Below are 18,611 nucleotides of genomic sequence, written 5' to 3' on the forward strand. Positions count from 1 at the left end.
CGGCTGGATTCCTTTTACCCCCACACTCATTAACTCAGCGGCATGGCAAAATCTCTGAAACTTTTTAAAGTTTTCTAAAAATAGTATTGATTCCATCAAAAGTCTGGACTATAATAACAATTAACGAAAGCGCTTTCGATGAAGAGGAGACAGCAATGGTTACAATCTATGACTTAGCAAAACGCACTGGGTTTTCCAGTACGACAGTTTCTAAGGCTCTTAACAATTATACGGATGTGAGTCAAAAAACGAAGCAAAAAATCCTCGATGCAGCGGCTGAAATGGGTTACTTACCCAATGCCCATGCCCAGTCCTTATCAACGAAGAAATCATGGACGATCGGGGTCATGTTTGCAGAGGACAATGAGGTCGGATTGAAACATCCTTTCTTCAGCGCCCTTATTGAAAGTTTCCGCAAGTATGTGGAACGGGAAGGGTATGATTTGATTTTCGCATCAAGGAATCTGCGAAATCGGGATACAAGTTACCTGGAGCATTTCTTATATCGTGCCGTGGATGGAATCGTCGTGATCTGCTCAGATCCCCACGATCCACAGGTTCAGGACATGATCAATAGCCACCTGCCGATTGTCGTGATCGACATGAGCAACCAGAACTGTTCTGTTGTTTATTCCGATAATATCGAGGGTGGAAGATTGGCCGTCAAACATCTGCATTCGTTGGGCCATACCAGAATCGCCCACATTTCAGGGGATCCGTCGATCGATGCGGGAGCACAGCGGATCAAAGGCTTCACGAAGGGCATGGATGAGCAGCATCTCCCCATTCTTGATGGGTATCTTGTTAACGGCGGGATGTTCTCGATTGAAGAAGGAAAAGCTGCAATGGAAACACTCCTGGAACTTGAAACCATCCCTACGGCAGTCTTCGTTGCAGGTGATCACATGGCCATCGGTGCCATGGAAGCCATCAAAGAGAAGGGATTAAGGATTCCTGAGGATATCTCCATCATCGGGTATGATGATATCGAAATGTCTTCCTATCTCACGCCGAAGCTGACCACGGTCAGACAGGATACGGACCGGATCGGTTCACGGGCGGGGCACTTACTGATGAAGCAGATCATCCAGAAGAAGAAGCTGTTATCCACAGAAGTCATCCCGGTAGAACTCATTATCAGGGAATCTTGTACGATGGTAAAAAAAGAAAAAAAGAAATAATCTTATATTTTTTCGGGAATTTCGAAACCGGTTTCGAAATTTTTAATTGAAGTGAACCGAAACCGCTTTCGTATCTATATCTACAAATGTAAAAGGGGGATTAAGATGAAGAAGATTTTGGCAATATTCATGACGGTTGTACTGGTTGCAGGGGTACTTTCGGCCTGTTCGGGAGATTCCAAGTCATCGGGTAGCTCGAAAGATAAAGACGTAGATTTAAAGGTATGGTCCTTCACGGATGAACTGAAGAAACCGATCACAAAGTTTGAAGAGAAAAATGGTGTGAAGGTAGAATTGACGATCGTTCCGATTGCCGATTATCCGACGAAATTAAAGCCTGTTCTTGAAAGTGGCGTAGGGGCTCCTGATGTATTCACAGGGGAAATCGCGTTCCTTAAGCAGTGGGTGGACGCTGGCTACTGGGAAAACTTATCAGAAAAACCATACAATGTTGATGAAATCAAAGATAAATATGTACCTTATGTATTTGACCTAGGTAAAGATAAAGACGGTAATGTAAGAGCATTATCATGGCAAACGACTCCTGGCGGGATCTTCTACAGAAGAAGCATCGCGAAAGAAGTACTTGGTACGGATGATCCAACTGAAGTAGGAAACATGATGAACTCCATGGACAATGTATTCAAAGTAGCGGAGAAAATGAAAGAAAAAGGCTATAGCATGTTCCCGGATGAAGGCTCCATCCGCTGGTTCTCTCAAGGAGATAATCCACAACCTTGGGTAAACGACAAGAATGAGCTTCAACTGACAGATGAAAAGATCGAGTATATGGAATCAGCGAAGAAGCTTCGTGAAAACAATTATACAGCTCTTGCTGCAGAATGGTCTCCATCATGGTTCGAAGCGATGGATAAGCCGATCAAAATGAAAGAAAACGGTAAAGAGAAAGAAACACAAGTATTCTCTTATGTTCTTCCTACTTGGGGACTTCACAGCGTCCTGAAAACGAACGTAAAGGAAACAACAGGTGACTGGGCCGTTACAAGTGGACCAAGCCCGTACTTCTGGGGTGGAACATGGTTAGGGGTTTACAACAAATCAGAAAACAAAGAACTTGCCTATGACTTTGTGAAAATGATGACTCAGGATGACGAATTCCTGACAGATTGGGCGAAAGAAACGGGCGATGTCCTTGCCTACAACCCTGTAACGAATGCGATCAAGGATGACTTCAGCAGTGAATTCCTTGGCGGACAGAACAACTATCAATTCTTCCTTGAGCAGGCAAAAGAAATCGAGCCTGGTATCGTAACGAAATACGATCAGCAGCTTGATACGTTCTACGGAAATGCCGTGCAACAGTATGTGGACGGAAAGAAATCCAAAGACGATGCCATCAAAGAATTCTATAAAAAAGTACAAAACGCATATCCGGACATTAAAGTACCAAAAAACTAATAGAGTAAACATGTAATGGCAGGCGGCGTGGCTTCATTTCGCCTGCCGAAAATCTATTAATCAACTAGGGGGGGCTGGGGAATGAAGAAAGTAGATCGATTTGGTTATCTGTTTATCGCCCCGTTTTGGATCATCTTTTTAATATTCAGTATTTATCCTGTTGCTCTTACATTCTATTACAGCTTTACAAACTATTCAGGAAGCGGGACAGCGGAAGTCGTCGGTCTTGCCAACTACACCCGTTTACTCACGGACAGCTATTTTGTGGAAGCATTTTTCAACACGTGGAAAATATGGGGAATCAACTTTGCCCTGCAAATTGGTCTTGCCCTTGTACTCGCATTAATCTTCTCTGATATGAGAATGAAGTTGAGAGGTTTGGCGTTTTTCAGATCAATCTTTTATTTACCTAATTTAATCACGATTAGTTCGGTCGCCCTGTTGTTTGGTATCTTACTGGACTGGCAGCATGGATCATTAAATATGATTCTATTAAATATAGGTCTTATATCAGAACCGATTAATTGGCTGAACGAGCCTGCGACTGCACAGTTGTCAGTATCCCTGATCCTTACGTGGATGTGGTTCGGTCATTCGTTCATCGTCGTCATGGCGGGGGTTTCCGGAATTTCGAAGGACTACTATGAGGCTGCTTTGATCGATGGTGCAAACAGATGGCAGACGTTTACGAAAATCACGATCCCTTTATTAAAACCGATCTTGCTTTATATCATGATCACATCCCTGATCGGCGGTCTTCAATTATTTGATCTGCCAATGCTTCTGACAGATGGTATCGGTTCTCCGGATGGATCACTGAATACGATGGTACTGTATCTGTACAATCAGGCATTCAAGTTTAATAACTATGGATATGCTTCAGCTGTCGCATATGGATTGTTCGTCATTACCTTGATCTTCTCGGCGATTGTCTTCAAAGGGATGTATGGAAATGAACGCAAACAAGCAAGGAAGGTGTAAAGCATGTTGGGGAAAACAGCGGTAGAAAAAAATGTACCGGCTCAAAAGGTAGAAAAGTCAAAGCCTGAACTTTTGCCACATGAGTCCAAACTGAAAACCAGAAACACCATTGTGAAGAGCATCATCTACATCGTACTTGTGTTGATGGCGATTGTCTGCTTCATTCCATTCCTGATGATGCTTGTGAATGCGACAAGGTCAAATGAAGCGATCCTGTCTGGATTCACCTTGGTACCGGGGAGTTCTTTAGTTGAAAACTACACGACGATGATGGAGTACGTAAACATCTGGTCGGGGTTCAAGAATAGTCTGATCATCTCTGTCCTTACGACTTTATTATCAGGGTATTTCTCAGCATTGACTGCCTATGGATTTGCCTTTTACACATTCAAGGGGAAGAATTTCCTGTTCGTGTTCATGCTTGTGATGATGATGGTCCCAGGACAGTTGGGGCTCATCGGCTTCTACGAACTGAGTAAAAATCTGGGGATCCTCGATTCCTTCATTCCTCTGATCGTTCCGGCCATAGCAAGTCCGTTCGTCGTATTCTTCTTACGACAATACATCCAGACCACGCTTCATCCAAGTTTAATCGAAGCTGCCCGCATCGATGGGGCAAGTGAGTTCAAGATTTTCCATACAGTGGCGATTCCGATCATGATGCCGGCAGTTGCGACGATGTCGATCTTCACGTTCATTGGATCATGGAATAACTACATCATGCCACTCGTCATCCTGTTCTCACCTGAGAAATATACGCTGCCAGTATTGATGGGATTCTTGAAGGGATCTCAAGTGGCACAAAATTTAGGTTCAATGTACTTAGGAATCGCGATTTCAGTCGTACCAATCATGATTGCCTTCCTATTCCTGTCTAAATATATCGTCAACAGCATTTCAGCAGGATCAATCAAAGAATAGAGGAGAGAATGACCGATGAAATTTGATAAAACATTTACCTTTGGAACCGCCACATCATCGTATCAAATCGAAGGTGCACATAATGAAGGAGGAAGAACTCCGTCCATCTGGGATATGTTCTGTGACATTCCAGGGAAAGTATATAAGCAGCATAATGGTGATGTCGCTTGTGACCACTACCACCGATTCGAAGAAGACATTCAGCATATCAAGCGCCTTGGTGTAGACACTTATCGTTTTTCCATTGCCTGGCCTCGCATCTTTCCTGAAAAGGGGAAATACAATCAGGAAGGGATGGACTTTTACAAAAAATTGGCGGCAAAACTTCAAGAAGAAGGCATCAAGCCTGCCGTGACATTGTATCACTGGGACCTGCCGATGTGGGCCCATGAAGAAGGCGGATGGGTCAACCGTGAATCTGTAGAATGGTTCATGGACTATGCAAGAGCGTGCTTCAAGGAACTTGATGGGGTCGTCGATTCATGGATCACCCATAATGAACCTTGGTGTGCAGGGTTCCTTGGTTATCATCAAGGGGTGCATGCACCGGGGCATACGAATCTGGATGAAGCGGTGAGAGCAGTCCACCATATGCTTCTCTCCCACGGAAAAGCGGTTGAACTGCTGAAGAAAGAATTCAAATCTGAAACCGACATCGGCATCACGTTGAACCTGTCACCTGTGTATCCAAACACGGATTCAGTGAATGACCTTCTTGCTGCCAACAACGCCGACGGTTACTCGAATCGCTGGTTCTTAGATCCTGTATTCAAAGGGGAATACCCGAAGGACATGATGAACTTATTCTCAAAATATGTTCACTCCTATGACTTTATTAAAGAAGGGGACATGGACCTGATTTCAACGGAATGTGATTTCTTCGGGATCAACTATTACAGCCGAGGGATCGTCGAGTTCAGTGCCGCCAATGATTTCATGCATAAGGGAGCTTATTCCGATTATGAAAAAACAGGCATGGGCTGGGATATCGCGCCGAATGAATTCAAGGACCTCATCCGCCGCCTGAGAGAGGAATATACGGATCTGCCAATCTATATCACGGAAAACGGAGCCGCCTATGATGATGTGCTGGAAAATGGAAGAGTGCATGATCACGAACGTGTCAACTACTTGAATCTGCATCTTCAAGCGGTTTCTGACCTTAATGAAGAAGGCATGAACATTCAAGGATATTATTTATGGTCACTGATGGATAATTTCGAGTGGAGCTTCGGATATGATAAGCGTTTCGGCATCCTTTATATCGACTTCGATACCCAGGAGCGAATCTGGAAAGACAGTGCTTTCCGTTATGCTGAAGTCATTCGGGATCATAAACAGAAGCATGGCCTCCATACCAATGCCGAGGAAGTAGCCCAATGAATATGAAGGTGATTTTGACAGCTAAAGAAACAGGAGATCGGTTCTCTGAAAAAGAACCGGTTTCTTTTTCTGAAGGCCGTGCTTCTACCCACATCCAACTCGATCGGGAGCTTAAATATCAGGGAATATTGGGATTTGGCGGTGCATTCACCGAAGCAGCGGCTCACAGCCTTTCCCTCATCAGCCCTGAAAAAAGGAAAGAAATCATCCACCGTTATTTCGATCCGTCAGAAGGACTTGGTTACCGCTTCGGCCGGACGCATATCAACAGCTGTGACTTTTCATTAGGGAACTATACCTATGTGGAAGATGGAGATACTTCGCTGGAAATCTTCTCCATCGAGAGGGAGAAGAAGCTCGTGATTCCCCTTATCCGGGAAGCGAAGGAAGTAGCCGGAGGGGAACTTTCCATCGTGGCTTCTCCGTGGAGTCCTCCTTCATGGATGAAAACGAACGGTGAAATGAACAACGGAGGGAAACTATTGCCCGAGTTTCAATCCGTATGGGCAGACTACTACTCGAAGTATATAGAGGCGATGGAAGAAGAGGGGATCGGAATCTGGGGATTGACGATCCAGAATGAACCGGAAGCGAAGCAGGTGTGGGATTCATGCCTGTACACAGGGGAAGAAGAACGGGACTTCATTAAAGATCATCTAGGTCCGTCCCTCGAGAAACATGGCCACGGGGATGTGAAGGTCATCATCTGGGATCATAATCGTGATGTGATTCATGAACGTGCGAAGGCGGTCCTGTCTGATCCCGAAGCGGCCAAGTATGTGTGGGGAACAGGTGTCCACTGGTATGTATCAGAGGAGTTTGAAAACCTTTCTAAAGTGCATCACGACTTTCCTGATAAGCATTTGATCTTTACAGAAGGATGCATCGAAGGCGGGGTCAGACCCGGCGCATGGAATACGGGTGAACGCTATGGCCGGAATATAATGGGTGATTTGAACAATTACCTTGAAGCGTGGATCGACTGGAACATCGTATTGAACGAAGAAGGCGGACCGAACCATGTCGGGAATTACTGCGATGCACCGGTGATTGTCGACACTGTGAATGACGAGGTCCGGTACAATAGCTCGTACTATTACATCGGGCATTTCAGCAAATACATCAAAGTCGGAGCAAGACGTATCGGATGTCAGATTTCCAATGACGCTGTATCGGCTGCTTCCTTTGAAAATCCAGACGGGGAGATCGTCGTCATTGTGATGAATGCGAATGACCGTGAGGAACAGATCTCGCTTGCCATAGGTGAGGGGAGTTTCAATACGACTCTTCCATTGCATTCGATTGCCACTTTTATGATCCGTTAGTTGGAAAGCAGTCCTTTTGGGGGCTGCTTTTTATTTTGATTGAGAGTGGGTATTATGATTTTTCACTAAGTTCCCCGAATCCGACGCAACACTTCTACCACCGTACTTTCTCCGGCCTGCACCCACGTCTCATATTCCCCGGACAACCATCATAGAATAGACCATCTTACATAAAGGCAGGGTACAAGCATATGAGTCTGTTTTTAAGAGGTACATTGGTGTTGGTGGTGACGGCATTCTTAGGGGAATGCCTGGAATTTATCATTAATATGATCCTTGCCCGGGAGCTTGGGGAAGCAGGGCTTGGCACATACATGTCGATTCTCCCGACGGTATTCCTGATCGTCATTTTGTCGAGCATGGAACTGCCGATCAGCCTTTCTAAATTCTTTGCAGAAAAGGAGGAAAGCTACCACAGGGGGATGCTGCACTATGCTTTCAGGTTTGCGATCATCACGACATGCATTCTTTTATTGATCATGGTGATGGTTTACGCCTGGACTCCTTTATTCCAAGGATATCACTCCGGGATTCGTTGGCTCGTCCTGATCGTGATCCCGATTGTAGCCTTCACTTCCATAACAAGAGGGTATTTCATGGGGATACAGAAGATGGGGAAAATCGCAGCGGCGAATTTTCTTCGTAAAGGAATCCAGTTATTTTTATTGGTGTCCATCTATCAATTTTTATCCTTTGGCATCGATACATCCATCTTCATTGCCCTTGGGACGTTAATTGCCAGTGAAGTGGTGGTTTTTGTCTATTTGATTCATGCTTACGTTCTTGAAATTAAGGGTAAAAGAAAGAACAGCCATTCTACACTATCAACAAGTGAAATGAGAAAGTCAGTGCTATCTGTTTCGATCCCGACCACGGTCCTTCGCATCTTCCATGCACTGACCCATGCCATACAGCCTTTTTTGATCAAATGGGCTCTCGTCCTTTCGGGGATGGGAGCGGTCGATGCGAATGAACATTTCGGGATGCTGGCGGGAATTGCCCTCACCATCGGGTTCTTTCCTTCGTTCATTGCATTTTCGATGTTGATCGTGTTGATCCCGACCGTATCGGAAAAAGTATCGTCCAAGGATTTTGATGGGATCCTGACCCATCTTAAGCAAGTGATGTGGCTCACATTGGGCTACGGTGTACCGGCCGTGATCATTTACTATACGCTCGGAGACTACATAACAGGGACGTTTTTTCACTCTGTTTCCTCCGCCTATTATTTAAAGCTGCTTTGGCCGTACTTCCTGTTTCATTTTCTGGTGTTTCCCCTTCAGGCTTTTTTGATCGGCCTTGGACTGGTGAAGGATGCTCTCCTTCATACCATCTGGTCGAGTGTCTTTTCGTTTTCACTCATTTACCTGCTTGGTTCCCGTTTTGGAATGGAAGGTGTCATCCTGGGCATGAATGCAGGAGCCGTCTTGATCACCATGCTCCACTATGTGACCATCTGCAGGGAATTGGAAACGACTCTTTGGTTAAAATCAGCCATAAAAATGTAAACTATACAAAACAAATGTGCGAGCGTGAGGCATTTGTTTTGCAATAGGAGGGACGGACCTTTTATTCTATTTGTAATCTGTAACACCTACATACCATTCTTTTGTTATGATGGCTGATTTCATAACCTTTAAAGGAGAAATATATGATCGATTCTATTTTATTCAACATCATGTTAGTCGGAGTACTCGGGATCGCTTCCCAATGGCTTGCCTGGAGATTCAGGCTGCCGGCCATCGTCGTCATGTCGATTGTCGGACTGCTCGTAGGTCCGATCTTCGGCCTCATCAATCCTAAGGACGATTTTGGGGAAGTGTTTAAACCCATCATTTCGATGGCTGTTGCCATCATCCTCTTTGAGGGAAGCTTGAATCTTGATTTCCGCGAAGTGAGGGGACTCGGGAAACCGGTATTCAGGATCGTGACGTTCGGAGCCCTCCTTGCCTGGATCCTCGGTTCCCTTGGAGCCCATTATGTTGCAGGATTATCGTGGGCAGTGGCCTTCGTGATCGGAGGATTATTCATCGTAACGGGTCCAACGGTCATCCTTCCGCTACTCAGGCAGGCGAAGCTTAAGCCGAGACCTGCAGCAATCCTGAAGTGGGAAGGGATCGTCGTCGACCCATTCGGCGCATTGATCGCGGTATTTGCCTTTGAAATCATCAACTTTTTGATCAGTGACGATGTAACGGGATTATCATTACTGTTATTCTTTGCCGCATCCCTGTTTGCCGTCGTATTTGGATGGGCGCTCGGGAAATTCACAGGCTTTATCTTTGAAAATGGACATGTTCCGGAATTCCTTAAGTCACCTGTCGTGTTCGCACTTGTCCTTGCCTGTTTCACGATTTCGGATCATATTACACATGAAACCGGCCTCCTTGCTGTAACGGCCATGGGGATGACGTTAGCGAATATGCATATTTCATCCATCGACGACATGCGTCACTTTAAGGAAAATATATCGGTGCTGCTCATATCGACCATATTCGTGATGCTGACGGCTTCCTTAACCGTCGAGACCCTATTCCAGATCTTCAATTGGAATATCATCGCATTCGTCCTGCTCATGCTATTCATCGTACGGCCGGTGTCCATCTGGCTTTCCACGATAGGGACGGACCTCTCCGTCAGGGAGAAGATCCTTGTGGGATGGATCGCACCGAGGGGAATCGTAGCCTTGACCGTATCAAGCTACTTTGCATCGGTATTGTTGGAGAAGGGGTTCGAGGATGCAAAGATTTTGACATCCCTCACATTCGCCCTTGTATTCTCAACCGTATGCGCGCATGGATTCTCGATTAAATGGCTGGCTAAGAAACTGGATCTGGCCATCAGCGAGCAGCCGGGTGTCATGATTGTCGGAGGAAGCAAGTTCAGTACCGAATTTGCCAAAACCCTTCAGAATATGAAGATACCGGTCCTTATCACGGATTCCTCCTGGCAGCGATTGTTTTCGGTCAGAAAAGCCGGGATCCCATTTTACAGGGGAGAGATTTTATCCGAGCAGACCGAGTATTATCTGGATATGACTCCTTATGAATATATGATTGCAGCAACAGAACTCGACTCCTATAACGCCCTCGTCTGTACGACATTCGTACCTGAAATCGGGCGGAACAACCTCTTCCAGCTGAGCCTCAGGAGCAAGCGTGATGATGACCTGGAAGATATGGTCCATACAATTGGTGGACGCATTCTCTTCCAAAACCATGTCACGTGGGAAGAGTTGAATAAACGTGTCGAGCGCGGAGACGTATTCAGGAAAACGAATATCACGGAAAAATACACCTTCGAAGAGTATTTACACGAGCGGGATGAAAATACCCTGCTGATGTTTGCCCATAAACCGACGGGAAGAATCGAATTCTTTACGGAAGGCTCATCACCGAAGATTGAGCAGGGAGATGTGATTGTCAGCCTGACACAGCCTTGTAAGGAACTCAATAAGATTCAGGAGAAGCTTACTGTTCAAAGGGAAACAAAAGCTAAAGAAGAACAACAGAAAGAAAGCGCCGACTGAGTCGGCGCTTTCTTTTACTTTTTACCTGTATATTGCTCACCTAACAGCTGCTTCACTTGATTGTACGTCAGGCCGGATTGTGCGTTCTGACGTTTCACCTCGTCAATGTCCGTACCTGCTTTCGAAACATTCCTCTTCTGCTGATCCATCCAAACACCCCCTATTCCTTAATGTCAGTCACAGGGGACGATTCTATGCAGGAAGAAAGGTCCGTCCCTCAACCATGGGGACGGACCTTCCATATTATCTGCGTGTGCGCTTGTAGACAAGGTCAAAGATCAGGATGATGACGGCAAGGGCATAGGCGGTATATGAATAGGTGGAGTGATCTGCCATATTCTTGACGCCGATACCGATAAAGGCCCATACAAATACGAGTGGGTATAGGAGATCATGCTGGGTGATACGGAACCAGAAGGCAAGGACAGTCGCGACAATCAATCCCAGGTATGCCCAGATAAGCTCGGAAAACCCGAATCCGTTCCAGCCGATATCCGTTAAATAATAGGTGATATTCACAATCGTCGCAATCGAAATCCATCCTAGATAAATCGAGAAAGGGGCCGAATCCAAGAGGGACGGACCTGTGCTCTTCACCCGTCTATACAGGGCAATGAGGGTTAATAAAAGTCCGAGCATAACAAACACGGAAACGAGAAAATAATTATAGTGCCATACCAGGATCCATCCTGAATTCAAAAGGCAGCTGAGGACAAATAGACCGCTCGTTTCCTGATAAAGCGGGAGCTCCCGTCTTGCTTTAGGGAATTGGCGGATGATCCAGATGGCGAGCAGAAGGTAAATGAGGCTCCAAATGGAAAAAACATAGCCTGCAGGAGTGATCATGATATCCAGCCGGTCACTGATTTCGCTCGTGGATTGATTGTTTAAAGGCAGTGTGACAGCCAGCGTATTCATGACAATCACCAATGCGAAGGCTAGAATATTTAAAATCAACTTCATAATGTATCCCCCTTGAAAAATAATGGTGATGCCGGAAAGGATCCCTTTCGAGACCTGTTGTTTGCTATATACTATTCCACTTTTATCCGTTTAAAAACCAAATGAAGAGAGTTTAGGTAAAAGGAATTGTAAAAGATCATGAAGGATTTAGAGGTTTTATCGAGAATTAAAAATAGGATAGGGACAATTTACATATTACATTAGGGGGACATTATGGACCATACAACTCATACATATTCAACGGTTTGGAATTTAGATGTTTTTTTCCAAGGAGGAAGTGAATCACAGGAATTCAGGAATCATCTCGATACATTGGAAAAGAAGAAAAATGATTTCGCAGAGAATGCGCTTGCCTTTCACCCGCCTCAATCGGCGAACGATGCTGAGCTGGTGTGGAAGCTCATTGATGAAGCGAAGGACGTGATGTTGTATTTGCGCCAGGCCGGTGCTTTTGTCAGCTGTCTGGAAGCTCAGAACATGCATGACCGGAAGGCGGATGCTCTCAGAAGCGAAGTGACAACCCTGAGTGCCGATTTCTCATCAACTTTCACGAAATTCCAGCAGCAACTTTCAGATTGCAGGGAAGAAGTGTGGGAAGAATTGCTGAAGCATGATCGCCTGAGTGAAATCACGTTTGTGCTGAATGAGTGGAGACAAAAAGCGAAGGACAAACTTTCAAGCAGTGAGGAATCCTTGATCCAGGCATTGGCCGTCGACGGATATCACGGCTGGGGACAGATGTACGACACGATCGTCGGTGCGATGGACATTACTCACGACGGAAAAAGCCTCTCGGTGGGACAGGCCAATAATCTACTATCAAGCCCCGATGCGAAAACACGTAAAGAGGTTTTTGATAAACTGGAGAACGCATGGGAACAGAATGAAGAGCTCTTTGCCCGTACCCTTAATCATCTTGGCGGCTTCCGCTTGAATGTGTATAAAAAGCGGGGCTGGGACGAATTGATGAAGGAGCCCCTTGAGTACAACCGAATGAAGCAGGAAACCCTGGACGCCATGTGGGGGGCCATCAGCAAAAACAAAAAGCCTTTCGTCCAGTATCTGGACCGGAAAGCGAAATTGATCGGCAAGGACAAACTGGACTGGTATGACCTGGACGCTCCGGTGGCGGAATCGACGAGCACGATGTCATACGATGAAGGAGCGAAATTCATCCTGAAACAGTTCGCCCGTTTCGGAAGTGAAATGGCACAGTTCGCAGAAAAAGCCTTTGAGGATGAGTGGATCGAAGCAGAGGACCGTTCAGGAAAACGTCCCGGCGGCTTCTGTACATCATTCCCGTTAAGCGATCAATCACGGATCTTCATGACGTACTCAGGCTCGATGTCGAATGTTTCGACACTCGCCCATGAATTGGGCCATGCATTCCATTCCTATGCGTTAAAGCCAATGCATACGTTGAATCGCAATTACGCCATGAATGTCGCAGAAACCGCCTCGACTTTTGCCGAAATGATTGTGGCGGATGCAGCCGTGAAGGAAGCGGAAACGAAGGAAGAAAAGATTGCCCTTGTCGAAGATAAACTTCAGAGGAGCGTCGCGTTCTTCATGAATATCCATGCCCGCTTCTTATTTGAAACCCGTTTCTATGAAGCACGCAAAAAAGGGGTCGTGTCTGTCGATACGTTGAACGACCTGATGGTGGAAGCCCAGAAGGAAGCCTTCGCCGATTCACTGGGAGAGGTCCACCCGCGTTTCTGGGCATCGAAGCTCCATTTCTATATCACAGGAGTGCCGTTCTATAACTTCCCGTATACATTCGGCTACCTGTTCTCGCTGAGCATTTACGCGAAGGCACTGGAGTCCGGCGAAAGCTATGAAGAGAAATACATGGCCCTGCTCCGTGACACAGCCGTCATGAACGTGGAAGACCTTGCCATGAAGCACCTCGGTGAGGACATCACCAAAGAAGCCTTCTGGCAAAAAGGAATCAACTTATGCATCGCCGATGTAGAAGAATTCCTTGAACTGACGAACTAAATAAACGTTTTGAGGTCCGTCCCTTGTATTGAGGGACGGACCTTTGTTTTTAACCCACTCCCATCCATCACCATCAATCCTCCCTTCAAAATTCCTATAGTCCCACCCCTCCTAAGCCTCAAGTCTGATTCGAAAATAAAGCTCCGGCTCGTTATGGGAAATCCGGAAAATAGGTAGGATAGAGACATGAAGAAGAAAGGAGGCAACAACATATGAAGAAATTCGGATTGCTTTTAGCTGGAGGGATTGCAGCGATTGTGCTGCTTGCCAATTTAGGACCGATTGTGGGGCTTGCGATCTCGTTAGTGATCATGTATTACAGCTTTAAAGGTTTCGTCAAGACAGACTCCACAGGGAAGAAAATCCTATGGGCACTGATCGGTCTTGCCGCATTCAGTGCAACTGTATCGAACTTCCCGGCGATCATCGGGCTCGTTGCTCTGTATGTCCTGTATGTCATCTATAAGAACTGGAAGAAAGAAGAAGTCATCGTGGAAGAGTCATCATCTGATCCCTTCACGAACTTTGAAAGAGAATGGTCTCAATTAAAAAACTAAAGGAGAGATTTAATAATGGTAAATTTATTTCAAAGATTGAAGAATACCGTCATGTCAGACCTTCACGAAGCAATCGATAAAAAGGAAAAGAAAAACCCGATTGCCGTCCTGAATCATTACTTAAGGCAGTGTGAGCAGGAAGTGGAAAAGGTAAGAAAGCTTGTCGAAAGACAGTATCTCTTGAAAGAAGAGTTTCAAAAAGAGTACCAGCAGGCTTCGGTTCTTGCTGACAAACGGAAGTACCAGGCAGAGGTAGCGTCAAAGGCAAATGAAGATGGCCTGTATGAATTTGCCCTCCAGGAACAAAAATACTATGAAGAACGTGCCGTCCGCATCCAGGAATCCAAACTGCAAGCAACAAAAGAGCTTGAAGAGCTTGAGCGTAAATATGAAGAAATGAAGCACAAGCTAAAGGATATGTACATCAAGCGCATGGAGCTGATGGGCAGGGAAAATATTGCCCGCGCTCATAACAAAATGAACTCTGTCCTGGAATCATCTTCAGGGTATAATAATCAGGCATTTTCTAAGTTTGATGAAATTGAAACATACTTAGATCAACTGGAGCACGGTGTGAATTCTTCCTATTACCGGAACACAATTGACGCGAAAATCGCCAAATTGGAAAAAGAAATGAAAAATGAGGAAACAGAAGCCATTCCGTCCTGAAACATGGTATTCTAAATGAAGAAAAACATGATAACGTAAAAAAGGGGGAGCCCATGATGGGTTCACCCCGTTTTATCTTAGGATTTGAGCCGTTACATACATAACCGGAAAGGAGGGACCCCCTTGTTCAATCGCTTACGCTCTGACGGGATCAGTTGGATCATCTTAATCGGGACATTACTTATACTGCTGGAAGTCTCCTTTTATGATGGGGGGGTTCTTGTCTTTCTATCGATAGCGGCATTCTGCATTTATATCGGACGCAAAAAACTGCCGAGGACGTCGGGGAAGATCCTGCTGTGGTTCGGGATCATCAGCTTAGCGATCAATATTTTCAATACGGTCGCATTTAAATTCCTGTTATTTGGCATTCTTCTCTTTATCATTGTACGTTTCGCCGATTCAAAGAAACATCCGAAGCATATCACGCCGTCCATCAAGGAAACGTTTACCCAAAGCCATGAACCGCTCATGATGAAAAGAGCGGCTCTTCAGAATGAGTGGTTCGGTCCCAAGCGGACGCCGGATGATGTGTACGAATGGAATGATATCAACATCCAGGGCGTCATCGGGGACTCGGTCATCGACATCGGGAATACGGTACTTCCAAAAGGTACTTCCGTTGTATCCATCCGGAATATACTGGGGAATATCGAAATTCTGATCCCATTTGACGTGGAAGTGAGTGTGCATCATTCGGTCCTGGCGGGATCCATCGAGATTTTTGATGAAGTGGAACCGAAGGCGATCAATCAGTCCCTCTATTATCAAACACCGGGATACGATGATGCGGTCCAGCGGGTAAAGATCATCACCTCCATGTGGATCGGGGATCTTGAGGTGAAGAGAATATGAGTACGGTCAGTAAGCAGGTCGTTGCAGGTATCCTCTTTTCCCTTGTCATGGTGCTGTTTTTATCTCTTTCCTTCTTTTATTTATATCCGTTACAGGATTGGTCCCTTTTATGGGAAGTGGAAATCATGGATATACCTGGAGCCGGGTTTATTCTCGTGTTCAGTATTGTGATCGGGATTGTTTTCGGCATCGGGAGCGGCTTGAAGGATAAGCGGCAGCTGCGGGAAATGGAAGATGCCCTCCATCACGTGGAGCAGGGGCGCACGATCACCATCCCTGAAACGGCAACCTCCGAGGTGCAGCAGGTGTGGAAAAAGGTCGACGCCCTTGGGAAGCATCTCACCGATCAAGCCCGGTACTCCCAGAAACTTGCCAATGAAAAAGCCGAGGAGCAGGAAAAGAGGATACAGGAAATCGTATCTCAGGAGCGGAATCGATTGGCGAGGGAATTGCATGACTCGGTCAGTCAGCAACTGTTTGCTGCATCGATGCTCATGTCGGCGATCACGGAGACACCCTCCCCCCACAGGACCCCCCATGAAGAGAAGCAGCTGGGAATGGTCGAACAGATGATTCATCAGTCGCAGCTTGAAATGAGGGCGCTCCTCCTCCATCTTCGTCCCGTGGCGTTAAAAGGAAAGAATCTTCAAGAAGGAATGAAGGAGCTGTTGGTCGAATTAGCTCAGAAGGTCCCCCTTGAGATCGAATGGAAAATAGAGGACATGAGCCTGGATAAGGGAATTGAAGATCATTTGTTCCGGATTCTGCAGGAGTCGGTTTCGAACACACTTCGCCATGCCAAAGCGACTTCCCTCGACATCCGCCTCATTAAGAGGGAGTCGATCATCATCTTGAGGGTGGTGGACGATGGCCTCGGGTTTGATGTGAATGAGTCGAAGGTGACGAGCTCGTATGGGCTTCAAAATATGAGGGAACGGGCCATTGAAATCGGTGGGACGTTTAAAGTCATTAGTGTGCCAAATAAGGGGACGCGATTGGAAGTGAAGGTTCCCGTTGTAGAGAATGAAGGTGAAAAGAATGATTAAAGTAGTATTTGTGGATGATCATGAAATGGTGAGGATTGGTGTATCATCTTATTTGTCGGCCCAGGCGGATATCGATGTCGTCGGGGAAGCGTCAGATGGGAAAGAAGGTGTGCAGCTGGCCCTTGAACTGCGTCCGGATATCATCCTGATGGATCTTGTGATGAAGGAAGTGGATGGGATTCAGGCGACGAAAGAAATCATCCGGGAGTGGCCGGATGCGAAAATCATCATTGTGACAAGCTTTCTCGATGATGATAAGGTGTATCCTGCCCTTGAAGCGGGTGCCGTCAGCTATATGCTGAAAACATCGAAGGCCAGTGAAATCGCAGAAGCGGTTCGCAAAACCCATAACGGTCAGTCGATACTCGAGCCCGAAGTGACGGGGAAGATGATGACACGGATGAGGCAGAAGACCGTTTCCCATCCCCATGAGGAATTGACGAACCGGGAGCTTGAAATCCTCCTTCTCATGACGCAGGGGAAAACGAATCAGGAAATCGCCGATGAATTATTCATCGCCCTGAAAACAGTGAAAACCCACGTGAGCAACATCCTGTCGAAGCTCGGAGTTCAGGACCGGACCCAGGCCGTCATCTATGCCTTTAAACATGATCTCGCTAAATAATATAAGAAAAGTGACCCAAAATGAAAACTTTTGGGTCACTTTTTCGTATAGAAAGAAGAAGGCAGAGAGCATCAAATGCAAATGGGACCATATGAACAGGCATAGGATGCTGATAGTAAATTAGTGCAGGAAAATGACAAATATTTCATCAACTGAAGGAGGAATAATGTTAAAATAAGCGATATATTGTAAAAATTTGAAAAATAGCGGAGGGTCAGAATATGAACGCACAATTCAGTAAACCAAAGCGATTCGGTGAAATACTGGATCATACATTTCGACTAAGTAAGAATCATTTCAAAGATTTTTTCCTGATTGTCCTTGTATTATTGGGACCTGTCTATTTGTTGCAGGCTCTCATTGATCTTGCGTCGGGAGTCAGTTTCTTTAGAACGACAGGGTCAGGGGAAACCTGGTTCGAAGGAATTGTCAACAGCTTTTCAGGAGAGTTTTCACCTGAGGAAGGGCCGGCTGTGAATGTGGGAGCGGAACTCGGCGCGGCACTGATTGGTCTTATCACAATGATTCTGTCACCGATCGCCCAGGCGGCGATATTGTTCACCCTGAATCATATGAGGAAAAATGAAGACTACTCGGTCAAGCTGGTCATCAAAGAAGGATTCTCCCGTTTTTGGCCGATCATCGGAAGCAGTATCCTATTTGGATTGATTGTGTTTGGATTCATCTTTGTCCCTATTTTCACAATCGGGATCGCAGGGGTATTCAGTGCTGCCTTATTTGATACAGGGGTCGGGGTAATCATTACGATCATCGTCTTATTCCTCCTCATTGCGGCTGTAGTCGCTTATTTGTTGACACGATGGAGCTTCTATCTGGGAGCGGCGGCCATTGAGCATGACGCACCTGGACTTGGAAGAAGCTGGAGACTGACGAAGAAGCGCACATTCACCATCATTGGATTGTATATTGTGTTCGGGCTGATCATCGGGATCGTCAATACCGCATTTGAATTCACGTTCGGCCTGGCATTGGGGAATAGTGTTTTATACGGGATGATCCTCAATGTGGTGACATTATTTACGACCATGTTGTTCGCTGTTGGTTTGGGAGTGATGTTCTTTGACCTGAAAACAAGGCATGATGCGGATGATTTAAATGAAATGATTGATGACTACCGTACGATTTAACCAAGGAA

17 protein-coding genes are annotated in these 18,611 nt (G+C 45.9%); 15 read left to right on the plus strand and 2 right to left on the minus strand.

Translation table 11 applies throughout. The features are described 5' to 3' along the window. The first annotated feature begins 155 nt into the window (after positions 1 to 155). From P8596_RS02610 to P8596_RS02645, 8 genes are all read left to right on the plus strand, one after another. Positions 156 to 1,181 (plus strand): LacI family DNA-binding transcriptional regulator, encoded by a 1,026-nt coding sequence (locus P8596_RS02610; RefSeq protein ID WP_279725747.1) that lies wholly within the window; start codon positions 156 to 158, stop codon positions 1,179 to 1,181. A gap of 105 nt (positions 1,182 to 1,286) precedes the next feature. Then, on the plus strand, positions 1,287 to 2,600 hold the full coding sequence (locus tag P8596_RS02615; protein WP_079530771.1) for an ABC transporter substrate-binding protein: 1,314 nt from the start codon (positions 1,287 to 1,289) through the stop codon (positions 2,598 to 2,600). 81 nt (positions 2,601 to 2,681) lie between these two features. Further along, entirely contained in the window at positions 2,682 to 3,581 is a 900-nt protein-coding gene (locus tag P8596_RS02620) for a carbohydrate ABC transporter permease (protein ID WP_034761119.1), read from the plus strand. A gap of 144 nt (positions 3,582 to 3,725) precedes the next feature. Next, positions 3,726 to 4,502 carry a carbohydrate ABC transporter permease gene (locus P8596_RS02625; RefSeq protein ID WP_051758424.1) on the plus strand — a complete coding sequence of 259 codons (777 nt, stop codon included), beginning with the start codon at positions 3,726 to 3,728 and terminating at the stop codon, positions 4,500 to 4,502. Positions 4,503 to 4,517: 15 nt separating this feature from the next. Then, positions 4,518 to 5,885, plus strand: coding sequence for a GH1 family beta-glucosidase (locus tag P8596_RS02630; RefSeq protein ID WP_279725748.1), 1,368 nt, complete (start codon positions 4,518 to 4,520; stop codon positions 5,883 to 5,885). Beyond that, complete coding sequence (locus P8596_RS02635) at positions 5,882 to 7,210, plus strand: glycoside hydrolase family 30 protein (protein ID WP_279725749.1); 1,329 nt, start codon at positions 5,882 to 5,884, stop codon at positions 7,208 to 7,210. Before P8596_RS02630 ends, P8596_RS02635 begins: the two co-directional genes overlap by 4 nt. Positions 7,211 to 7,401: 191 nt before the next feature. After that, a complete protein-coding gene (locus tag P8596_RS02640) occupies positions 7,402 to 8,718 on the plus strand; it encodes an oligosaccharide flippase family protein (RefSeq protein ID WP_279725750.1) in 1,317 nt (438 codons plus the stop codon). A 143-nt stretch (positions 8,719 to 8,861) separates the two neighbouring features. After that, positions 8,862 to 10,739, plus strand: a complete 1,878-nt coding sequence (locus P8596_RS02645; protein ID WP_279725752.1) for a cation:proton antiporter — start codon at positions 8,862 to 8,864, stop codon at positions 10,737 to 10,739. A gap of 14 nt (positions 10,740 to 10,753) precedes the next feature. Here the strand turns inward: P8596_RS02645 and P8596_RS02650 are convergent, their stop codons facing one another. Both P8596_RS02650 and P8596_RS02655 read right to left on the minus strand, forming a co-directional pair. Next, positions 10,754 to 10,888, minus strand: a complete 135-nt coding sequence (locus P8596_RS02650; protein WP_256503964.1) for a hypothetical protein — start codon at positions 10,886 to 10,888, stop codon at positions 10,754 to 10,756. Positions 10,889 to 10,982: 94 nt separating this feature from the next. Continuing rightward, complete coding sequence (locus tag P8596_RS02655) at positions 10,983 to 11,702, minus strand: tryptophan-rich sensory protein (protein WP_263497692.1); 720 nt, start codon at positions 11,700 to 11,702, stop codon at positions 10,983 to 10,985. A 213-nt stretch (positions 11,703 to 11,915) separates the two neighbouring features. Between P8596_RS02655 and P8596_RS02660 the strand changes: the two genes are divergently transcribed. The 7 genes from P8596_RS02660 to P8596_RS02690 all read left to right on the plus strand — a co-directional run bounded on the left by P8596_RS02660 (position 11,916) and on the right by P8596_RS02690 (position 18,603). Beyond that, positions 11,916 to 13,703 carry a M3 family oligoendopeptidase gene (locus P8596_RS02660; RefSeq protein ID WP_279725753.1) on the plus strand — a complete coding sequence of 596 codons (1,788 nt, stop codon included), beginning with the start codon at positions 11,916 to 11,918 and terminating at the stop codon, positions 13,701 to 13,703. A 212-nt stretch (positions 13,704 to 13,915) separates the two neighbouring features. Then, positions 13,916 to 14,260, plus strand: coding sequence for a lmo0954 family membrane protein (locus tag P8596_RS02665; protein WP_224521464.1), 345 nt, complete (start codon positions 13,916 to 13,918; stop codon positions 14,258 to 14,260). 15 nt (positions 14,261 to 14,275) lie between these two features. After that, positions 14,276 to 14,929, plus strand: coding sequence for a PspA/IM30 family protein (locus tag P8596_RS02670; RefSeq protein WP_279725754.1), 654 nt, complete (start codon positions 14,276 to 14,278; stop codon positions 14,927 to 14,929). Between the two features lie 123 nt (positions 14,930 to 15,052). Further along, positions 15,053 to 15,784 carry a cell wall-active antibiotics response protein LiaF gene (liaF, locus tag P8596_RS02675; protein ID WP_279725755.1) on the plus strand — a complete coding sequence of 244 codons (732 nt, stop codon included), beginning with the start codon at positions 15,053 to 15,055 and terminating at the stop codon, positions 15,782 to 15,784. Beyond that, positions 15,781 to 16,830, plus strand: coding sequence for a sensor histidine kinase (locus P8596_RS02680; RefSeq protein ID WP_224521461.1), 1,050 nt, complete (start codon positions 15,781 to 15,783; stop codon positions 16,828 to 16,830). Before liaF ends, P8596_RS02680 begins: the two co-directional genes overlap by 4 nt. Then, the gene (locus P8596_RS02685) at positions 16,823 to 17,455 is read left to right on the plus strand and encodes a response regulator transcription factor (protein WP_279725756.1); all 633 of its coding nucleotides are present in this window, start codon (positions 16,823 to 16,825) and stop codon (positions 17,453 to 17,455) included. Before P8596_RS02680 ends, P8596_RS02685 begins: the two co-directional genes overlap by 8 nt. 221 nt (positions 17,456 to 17,676) lie before the next feature. After that, complete coding sequence (locus P8596_RS02690; protein ID WP_279725758.1) at positions 17,677 to 18,603, plus strand: hypothetical protein; 927 nt, start codon at positions 17,677 to 17,679, stop codon at positions 18,601 to 18,603. Positions 18,604 to 18,611: the final 8 nt, after the last annotated feature.

It is taken from the genome of Rossellomorea sp. DA94, from assembly GCF_029834455.1.
GTDB classification, from domain to species: domain Bacteria; phylum Bacillota; class Bacilli; order Bacillales; family Bacillaceae_B; genus Rossellomorea; species Rossellomorea vietnamensis.

Coding starts and splice junctions, on each gene's coding strand:
- P8596_RS02610 (WP_279725747.1), top strand. CDS start 156: ATGGTTACAATCTATGACTTAGCAAAACGCACTGGGTTTTCCAGTACG.
- P8596_RS02615 (WP_079530771.1), top strand. CDS start 1,287: ATGAAGAAGATTTTGGCAATATTCATGACGGTTGTACTGGTTGCAGGG.
- P8596_RS02620 (WP_034761119.1), top strand. CDS start 2,682: ATGAAGAAAGTAGATCGATTTGGTTATCTGTTTATCGCCCCGTTTTGG.
- P8596_RS02625 (WP_051758424.1), top strand. CDS start 3,726: ATGGCGATTGTCTGCTTCATTCCATTCCTGATGATGCTTGTGAATGCG.
- P8596_RS02630 (WP_279725748.1), top strand. CDS start 4,518: ATGAAATTTGATAAAACATTTACCTTTGGAACCGCCACATCATCGTAT.
- P8596_RS02635 (WP_279725749.1), top strand. CDS start 5,882: ATGAATATGAAGGTGATTTTGACAGCTAAAGAAACAGGAGATCGGTTC.
- P8596_RS02640 (WP_279725750.1), top strand. CDS start 7,402: ATGAGTCTGTTTTTAAGAGGTACATTGGTGTTGGTGGTGACGGCATTC.
- P8596_RS02645 (WP_279725752.1), top strand. CDS start 8,862: ATGATCGATTCTATTTTATTCAACATCATGTTAGTCGGAGTACTCGGG.
- P8596_RS02650 (WP_256503964.1), bottom strand. CDS start 10,888: ATGGATCAGCAGAAGAGGAATGTTTCGAAAGCAGGTACGGACATTGAC.
- P8596_RS02655 (WP_263497692.1), bottom strand. CDS start 11,702: ATGAAGTTGATTTTAAATATTCTAGCCTTCGCATTGGTGATTGTCATG.
- P8596_RS02660 (WP_279725753.1), top strand. CDS start 11,916: ATGGACCATACAACTCATACATATTCAACGGTTTGGAATTTAGATGTT.
- P8596_RS02665 (WP_224521464.1), top strand. CDS start 13,916: ATGAAGAAATTCGGATTGCTTTTAGCTGGAGGGATTGCAGCGATTGTG.
- P8596_RS02670 (WP_279725754.1), top strand. CDS start 14,276: ATGGTAAATTTATTTCAAAGATTGAAGAATACCGTCATGTCAGACCTT.
- P8596_RS02680 (WP_224521461.1), top strand. CDS start 15,781: ATGAGTACGGTCAGTAAGCAGGTCGTTGCAGGTATCCTCTTTTCCCTT.
- P8596_RS02685 (WP_279725756.1), top strand. CDS start 16,823: ATGATTAAAGTAGTATTTGTGGATGATCATGAAATGGTGAGGATTGGT.
- P8596_RS02690 (WP_279725758.1), top strand. CDS start 17,677: ATGAACGCACAATTCAGTAAACCAAAGCGATTCGGTGAAATACTGGAT.